The sequence below is a fragment of the Caballeronia choica genome (assembly GCF_001544535.1).
GTDB classification, from domain to species: Bacteria; Pseudomonadota; Gammaproteobacteria; order Burkholderiales; family Burkholderiaceae; genus Caballeronia; species Caballeronia choica.
In genome coordinates this window covers 1-834 of sequence record NZ_FCON02000541.1, presented here as the reverse complement: position 1 = coordinate 834, position 834 = coordinate 1, and the positions used below count along the sequence as shown (strand labels likewise).

Here is an 834-nt window from a genome sequence, read left to right as displayed (position 1 = left end):
AACAGCGCGGGAAGGGCGCCGAATTGCGCCGGCTCGGGGGTAGCGTCTTCGATGAGATAGAGCATGGAAGGCCATCCGATAAAAAGAAAAACCCGCGCACGGCACACCTGTCGCGGGCATGGCGTCTGGTGCTTAGGCGCTTCAGACCGCGGCGACAGCGGGTGTCAACGCCGCACACGCGGTCTCGATGCGCCGGCACGCGTCGCGCAGCGTGGGCATCGGAACAGCATACGCGAAGCGCACATGGTTCTCCACGCCCAACGCGCTACCGTGCGCCACGCCGACATGCGCCGCCTCCAGCAAATAGTTGGCGAAGTCGAGATCGGTAGCGATGACATCGCCCGAAGGCGTAGTAGCACCTATCGCGCCCGAGCAGTCCACGAAGGCGTAGAACGCGCCATCGAGTGCATCGCAACGCAGGCCGGGGCAGCGTGCCATGGTATCGACCACGAGATCGCGGCAGGTGCGCAACTCATCGATCCATTCGAGCAGGGAATCCGTGCCGCCTTCCAGCGCCGCGAACGTCGCCGCTTGCGAGATCGTGCTCGGATTCGACGTGCTCTGCGATTGCAGCGTCTGCATCGCCCGGATTAGCCACGCGGGACCGCCCGCATAGCCGATGCGCCAGCCCGCCATCGAATACACCTTCGATACGCCGTTGACCGTCAGCGTGCGCTCGCGCAGACGCGGTTCGACCTGCACGGGCGTATAGAACGGCTATCCTCACTTGGAAGGATTGATTCAAGCGGAAGGGGCAGCTCTTCGGACCCCGTGGGCCGTCAACGGCCTCAAACTTTGGCCACCCCAATGCGATACTGATTTACGAAAGCGGGC

1 protein-coding gene is annotated in these 834 nt (G+C 63.7%); it reads right to left on the bottom strand.

Annotated elements, in window-relative coordinates; translation table 11 throughout:
* Positions 1 to 141: 141 nt before the first annotated feature.
* The gene (locus tag AWB68_RS45595; protein WP_087650515.1) at positions 142 to 702 is read right to left on the bottom strand and encodes an aminotransferase class I/II-fold pyridoxal phosphate-dependent enzyme; all 561 of its coding nucleotides are present in this window, start codon (positions 700 to 702) and stop codon (positions 142 to 144) included.
* Positions 703 to 834: the final 132 nt, after the last annotated feature.